This window comes from Hyella patelloides LEGE 07179 (assembly GCF_900659865.1).
In the GTDB taxonomy this organism is placed as follows: Bacteria; Cyanobacteriota; Cyanobacteriia; order Cyanobacteriales; family Xenococcaceae; genus Hyella; species Hyella patelloides.
In genome coordinates, this window is sequence record NZ_LR214089.1 from 1 (window position 1) to 7,070 (window position 7,070).

Annotated in this window: 5 protein-coding genes; 2 read left to right on the forward strand and 3 right to left on the reverse strand. The window is 37.6% G+C overall.

The window, feature by feature from the left end:
- Positions 1 to 635: 635 nt before the first annotated feature.
- Entirely contained in the window at positions 636 to 2,021 is a 1,386-nt protein-coding gene (locus H1P_RS29305; RefSeq protein WP_144874398.1) for a 1-acyl-sn-glycerol-3-phosphate acyltransferase, read from the forward strand.
- Between the two features lie 159 nt (positions 2,022 to 2,180).
- Here the strand turns inward: H1P_RS29305 and H1P_RS29310 are convergent, their stop codons facing one another.
- Both H1P_RS29310 and H1P_RS29315 read right to left on the reverse strand, forming a co-directional pair.
- On the reverse strand, positions 2,181 to 2,642 hold the full coding sequence (locus tag H1P_RS29310; protein WP_144874400.1) for a sll1863 family stress response protein: 462 nt from the start codon (positions 2,640 to 2,642) through the stop codon (positions 2,181 to 2,183).
- A 222-nt stretch (positions 2,643 to 2,864) separates the two neighbouring features.
- On the reverse strand, positions 2,865 to 3,341 hold the full coding sequence (locus tag H1P_RS29315; RefSeq protein ID WP_144874402.1) for a hypothetical protein: 477 nt from the start codon (positions 3,339 to 3,341) through the stop codon (positions 2,865 to 2,867).
- 763 nt (positions 3,342 to 4,104) lie between these two features.
- Here H1P_RS29315 and H1P_RS29320 point away from each other — a divergent pair.
- On the forward strand, positions 4,105 to 4,719 hold the full coding sequence (locus H1P_RS29320) for a class I SAM-dependent methyltransferase (RefSeq protein ID WP_144874404.1): 615 nt from the start codon (positions 4,105 to 4,107) through the stop codon (positions 4,717 to 4,719).
- A gap of 750 nt (positions 4,720 to 5,469) precedes the next feature.
- On the opposite strand, the gene H1P_RS29325 is transcribed toward H1P_RS29320, so the two are convergent.
- On the reverse strand, positions 5,470 to 6,621 hold the full coding sequence (locus H1P_RS29325) for a calcium-binding protein (protein WP_144874406.1): 1,152 nt from the start codon (positions 6,619 to 6,621) through the stop codon (positions 5,470 to 5,472).
- Positions 6,622 to 7,070: the final 449 nt, after the last annotated feature.

Consider the following 7,070-nt stretch of genomic DNA (forward strand, 5'->3'; position numbering starts at 1 on the left):
TTTTTTTTTCATATATTGACATATTTTCTAATATCTTGTTTAGTTTTTAAGCCAATCTCGTATTGTATTAGTAAGTAAAATATTCAAAATATAGTAAATTAATATTATGCTGAGATATTCATAGTCAATTAATTTGACTATTATTAATCACCAGAATGGTTTGAGGTTTATTATACATATTATTACCTACATTAAAATATTTAACTACCGTGGTTTCTACTGAAAATTCATGACGATTTTTACTCACAAGAACCAGTGTTTTTAACCACAGAGCAACTTTAACCAATACTAAGTATCATTAAAATAGGCATTGCACAGTGAGTAGATGACTAACTCAGAATAGGAATAGATCGCCTTATTCTAGTTATTTCAGTTCTTGTTTTCCTAATCTGGACTTTCGGAATGCGATCTCGCGAAGCGAGGCACTGCGCGATCGGGAAAAATAGGCTTAAATAATGGTTATTTCCTTTTCGCTTATCTGGTAATTCATTTAATTCTTGACCGAAAAATCTGATTAACTGTGATGGTTCGGCAGAGATCGCTTTTCTCTTCGTGTAGTCTAGGGCGTGTCATCAATTAAAATATGATTGCTGAAAAATGTTCTTTTCCGTTTGTAAACAACAGGGCAATTCCTTATGATTGAGGTTCAACCTCCATTAAAATTTATTCCTCCAGCTTTTAATCCCCTAGTGTGGCATAGCTCGCGCTCTTTACTACCATTATGGTTGCACTATCGTCAGGGAATTACCGAAGTGAGAGTGGATAATGGCACAGAATTAATCGAGCTTTATCAGCAGTTTCAGCAGGGACAAACGCGATTTTTGTTAGCTTTTCGTCACCCTTCTACAGTCGATCCCCCTTGTATCAGTCAGTTATTGTGGAATTTACTCCCTCAAATTGCTCAACGACAAGGAAAGCCTCTTAATTTTCCCGTTCATACCCATTTTATCTATGACCGAGGAATCCCTCTTTGGGCGGGAAAACAGGTTGGTTGGTTAATTTCTCAGTTGGGAGGAACTCCCATTCGCCGTGGTTCTGTAGACCGTCAGGGATTACGTTCGATTCGAGATTTATTTGTTCGTGGCAAATTTCCCCTAGCAGCAGCCCCAGAAGGGGCAACTAACGGTCATAACGAGATTATCAGCCCTCTCGAACCAGGAATTGCTCAATTTGGTTTTTGGTGTTGGGAAGACTTACAAAAAGCTCAGATTACTGCCGAAGTTGCGATCGCTCCTTTGGGCATTCAATATCATTTTTGGCAAGCACCTTGGAAATCTCTCGAACAACTTTTATCTCAACTGGAAGTTGATAGCGGTTTTCGGCAAAGACCAGCAGCTATTATGGGATTGGTTAACGGAGTGACACTCACACCAGAACAAGAGCAAATTTTTTATGAGCGACTATCTCAACTAGCCGAATACTTACTCTCTTTAATGGAAAAATTTTACAGTCAGTTTTATCAGCAAACTGTTGCTCCCGAAAATGAAGCATTAACCTCTCGTCTCCCAGCCTTATTAAATGCTGCATTAACTGTTGCCGAGCAAGCTTTTGGAGTTCAATCCAAAGGTCATATCAGCGATCGCTGTCGCCGAGTGGAACAAGCTGGATGGGAGCGTATTTATCGCCAGGATGTCTCAGAATCCGATAGTCTTGCCCCTGCTGTTCGGGGTTTAGCCAATCTCATAGCATCAGAAGCCCAGTTGCGCCTGTGGCATATGCGCCTCGTGGAAAATTTCACCAGCGTTACGGGACATTATGTTGCCGAACAGCCCACTGTAGAACGTTTTGCCGACACTCTCTTATTGTTATGGAAAATGATTGCTTGTCTCAAAGGGCAAACCAATCTTAATCCCCCGTTTTTAGGTCAGAAATGGGTACAGTTTACTGTTAAGCCCCCTTTGCTGATTTCTCATTACTGGGATGATTATCAGTCGAATCGTCGTCAAGCTGTGAGTAATTTAACTCAAGATTTACAGACTGCTTTAGAACAGGCGATCTCTCGCTCCCGCAAATCATTTTAGAGACTGTTTGTAAAAAGAAAATAAAGAAGAAAAACAATGTGGATCTAGCTTTACCAACCATGACTGATGGCAGCAAAATCAGAAGAAAAAGAAGAACTCGCTTCTTTACTCAACCAGAAGATCGATTGCCTCTGTTAGCTGAATCCTCTTTATATTAATTTAATTAGAACGTACGCGATCGTCAAATTCTGTAATAGCACGTTCATAAGACTGCTGTAAATCTCCTATTGCCTTGTCTAGTCCACCTTTAAGTTCTTTCCACGCTTCATCTCCAGAAGATGTCAACGTTTCTAGGCTTTGCTCCGCCTCTTCTCGCTTTTGTTCCAAGGTTTCGATCTGCTCATTAAGCGCAATCTCAGCTTCTTCTCCTGCATTTTCCGCCTCAGATCGAAGCTCTTCGATTCGGTTATCAAAATCATCCAGTTGAGTTTGTATTTCCTTTTGATACTTCTGCTGCTGCTCTTGTGTATAATCGAATCCTGTTTCCCAAGCTTCCTCTGCTTTTTGTTTGACATCTTCGGCAGATGTCTCGGTTCTTTCCTGAATCGATTGGTTTTGACTATTGCATCCTGCTGCAAACATTAGGATAGCTAGAAAGATTGGCAATGTCATTTTTTTCATGGTTTTTAACTCCTGACAGACAATTTAGAATTATTCAACAATTTTTTTGACATTTGTTATTGTAACGATATAGCTGATAACTATTAATTTGCTTTTTTCTTTTAACTGAAGTTTAGACTAAAGTTTGACTAAAGAATCTCAGAAATATTGAAATTTCAAAATTAGCCAAATAAAAGTAAAATCAGGTATCATAGTATTTCAGTTTCTTAATTTTTAAAACGTTTAAATTCCAGATTCAGCTAAAAGAAACTTAAGACATTCAGCGGTATTAGAAGATGCTCCCCATGACTTTAAAATCTCAACTAACCCAGAATTAGCAATCACTGCTTGTTTAATTTGTTTGTCGCTTTTGAACTCTATTGCCACTGGAGGTGCAGAGGTATAGCGACCATTAAAATCTTTCTTTGTAGACCAACTAGCAGCTCCGAAAGTTCCCACTCTGACAATATTAGAAATACGTCCAGAGTTATCTTCAGCACGAAACTTTTGATTCAAGTTGATGTATACAGGATGATTAACAGGTATATAAGCCTCGTCTAAGCTAGGACAGATTATATCTTGGGCAATTAAGGAAGATTTTAAGGTTAGTTTTTCTTGATTGTTGATATTAGTGGCATTGCTCTTAATTCTTATACTAGTAACCAGATCGACAACTACTAAAGCAGCTACAAAATTATGTATTAGTAACGTTTTTTTCATCGGTAGTCTTAAAAATTTCAAGATGTGTTGTAATGGTTAACAAAATACCAAATTGCCCCAATGTTATTTTCAATTTTTGGTAAGCTGATTTACATTTAACTTGCAGAATTCTGACGCTCAATCCCTATATATAGCTTGAAACGGTCTGGCAAAATCGATGTCGATCGCAGCCTAACTACCCATTAAGCAAAAGAACTCTTATGTTGAACAGAATTGTAACGAATTTGTTTCCCATTCTAAATCATCCTCTTACACGTGAGATATTTGTACTTGTTATAGCATTGTTCAATCTCTTGGCTTTCATAGTATTTGGTTTTCAAGATTTACCTTTGGGAATGAACGTCAATACAGTTACATTTATCTCATCATTAGCTACGCTAGTGTTAATTTTAGTTGTTAATAATCTGATAGCAAAATATGGCTGCTGTTTTAATATTAACTGGCGATACATGATAATAATTTTAGTAGTTTTTGGTATTCCATTTTCCTATTTTCTCACCAAATCTCTTGCGCCATTTTTCTGTTCTCAGCCAATATATCTTTTAACTTTTCATCTATTAGCGATCTCTCTATTACCTCTTATCTTCTTTCTTCTTACTCTTGTGCCTCTGACTATTTCAGTATTTGTTTTTTTTCACGTTGGATTAATGATAGTATCCTACTTGGGAACTTTTCTGGCAGTATATTCATTTTTGGGTTGTTTAATTTATCTGTTTTTATCGGGAAAAGGCTATTATTAGAATATATCTGTGTGGAGAGAGAGATGGGATTTTATTCAGAGAACATTTTTCCTTATCTTCTTGATTGGTCTTTATCCGATCCCAATCTTGCTGTGCATCGTCAGGAAATTTTAGCTGATGTAAAAGGGGAAGTTTTAGAAATTGGTTTTGGGACAGGTCTAAATCTTTCTTACTATCCTGAAAGTCTTAAAAATATCGTTACAGTAGAAGTAAATTCCCAAGTCAATAAATTAGCCCAAAAGCGGCTCCAATCTTCCAACATAACTGTAGATTGCAGAGTGCTAAATGGAGAAAATCTTCCAATGGCTGATAACACATTTGATAGTGTAGTTAGTACCTTTACCCTATGCAGTATTGCCAATGTCGAACAAGCTCTTACAGAAGTTTATCGGGTATTGAAATCAGGAGGAAATTTCTTTTTTGTCGAACATGGTTTGAGCAATGAACCAACAATTCAAGTTTGGCAAAATCGACTGACACCAATCCAAAAGGCGATCGCAGGTGGTTGTCATTTGAATCGTAACATTAAACAAATAGTAGAAAATCAATTCGATACTGTCAGTTTAAAAGAGCTATACGCGGATAATTCACCAAAGATAGCAGCTTATTTATACAAGGGTATCGCCACAAAAAAGTAATCATTAGTCTGAATAGGTCAAACTTTGTTGAGTTTTGTCCACTCAAAACAACCGACAATTTGCGATGCGACAAGAAACGAGTAAAATTCATTTAGGGAACACGCACCAAGATTATTCATCGTTATTTGAACTGGCTATTTTTGGCGTTTTTGTCGATGCACTTCATGTCACTTTGAATTGATATCCGTTTTGGAATTCTACTTTAGGCATTGTAGAAGATGGTGGCGAACATTTGTTATGAGCATGATTGTTTGGTTTGTTGTGTCATTAGCTACAAGTTTTCAGCCAAGTATTGCTTATCCTCATCATTAGTCTTATACCATTTCTTAAAAGTAATAAGAGACTTGGTTTAAAGCTAGGAGTCCTAAAGGATACCGCTTCCCTAAAGGACTCGGCTTCGCCGTCGCGCGACCGAAGGAAGTCCTTTAGGGCATATCGGGAGTCCTAAAGGATACCGCTTCGCATATCAGGAGTTAGTGTAAATAGTATTTTGAGTGTTTTTTATTAATAAGAAATAATTTTCTATCTATCTAGCTATTGCGCGAGAATTAGTCTCATAAGCAGCTAAGTAAAATCAAGCAGGGCTTGGTTGGGATAGAGACTTCCCCAACATTAAATTTGGTAAAAGGGGTGAATACTAATTGCGGTTATTTTCCTTTTCTCCTCTGCTCCCGAAGCTCTTCCGCACCTCTGCTTGTTTTTAAAGTACACGAGTTTATTTTGTATCAGTACTTACTGCTAACTTAAAGACTAAACTAAATTAATGTCTGCTGTGCTAATTTCAACCCCTTCGGCGATCAAAGCCAACTCACTATTACCAGAGCTATCTATTTTGTAAACTTGGGAATCGATTCCTGTGTAGTTGATGTTTAGAGAATATGCGGGTAAAATTTCCAGGCTAATTTCATCTTGAGCGGGATTAAAGTCCGTAATGGTAGCAATACTATCGCCACCAAACAGAGAATTGACGATAAAAAGATCATTACCTTTGCCACCAATCATAGCAGACCCCTGTCCTTTAAGGGTATCATTCCCTTTGCCACCAGTCATAGTAGAACCTTGTCCTTCAAGGGTATCATTACCATTTTCACCATGTAAGATACTGTAACTAGCTCTTATGTAGTCATTTCCTATTCCACCAAGAAGAGTATCATTGTATTCTTGTGCTTTAAAACCTGGATCGCCAAGAAGAGTATCATTACCTTTTCCGCCTCGAAGTAGGTCGTAACCGCTAGCTCTCATGTAATCATTTCCGACTCCGCCATCTAGCGTATCCAAACCATTGCTAGCGTAAAGGCTATCGTTACCTTTACCGCCCCATGTTATATCATCTCCTTCGCCAGTATAAATTAGATCCTCCCCATTATCTCCTTTAATAATGTCGTTTCCTTCACTGCCAAAGATCGTGTCATTACCTTGACCGCCCCAGACAGTATCGTCACCTAAGCCACCAAGAAGAAAATCGCGGTCTTTTTCTCCAAGTATGAAATCATTTCCTTGATTGCCCAAGATAGTATCATTACCCTTTCCTCCATAGATAATGTCATCAGCAGATTGAGTAAGATCGGAGTTTGAGCCATCTCCAAAAATCCTATCATTACCAGCACCACCGTAGATGGTATCGTTACCACCTTGACCCCTAATTACGTCATCCCCTTTAGTATTACCACCAATGAAATCATTACCCGAACCTGCATAGATAGTATCATTACCTTGACCACCTGAGATGGTGTCATTACCATCGTTGGCATTAATGACATCATCTTCTTTTTTGCCATCAATGCGATCTTCTTCTATCGTTCCTTCTAACGTATCGTTACCTTTGCTGCCCAAAATATTGGTGTCTAAGCTAATATCTAGTAATGCTGAATTTGCCAACTGAATATCTAATAAATCGATCATAATAAGCTTTTTTGAAAATATTTAAGTGTTACCTTAGTATTATCTCTGTATAGCAATTAGTAATACTTAAATATTTGGTGAATTTTGGCTTCTTTTTAGCGCAAGCTTTATTTAAAAATCACAAAAGCTGGTCAACTCGTACATTCCTTCAGCAAGTAAACCTCGCTAGGGTCGCTCTTCAATATCGACAGCAATCCAAATTCTTTTTATTTCTCTTAGCAAACAAAGTAGATACCAAAATCAAATAATTTTATGACTTTTGATACCTACCCAGACTGAACTATATTGACATTCGCGCGTTCCCAAGGGATTGTCTTTTAGCAATATGGACTGCTCTTAAAAGTTTTAGGCTTTAACTGGTTTCTTATTCCGCTTTTTAATAGTAATACCCATCCCAAGAACTAACACAAATCCTAGTATAGGGTTTGCTGAAAAAGTAAGCGAAAAAA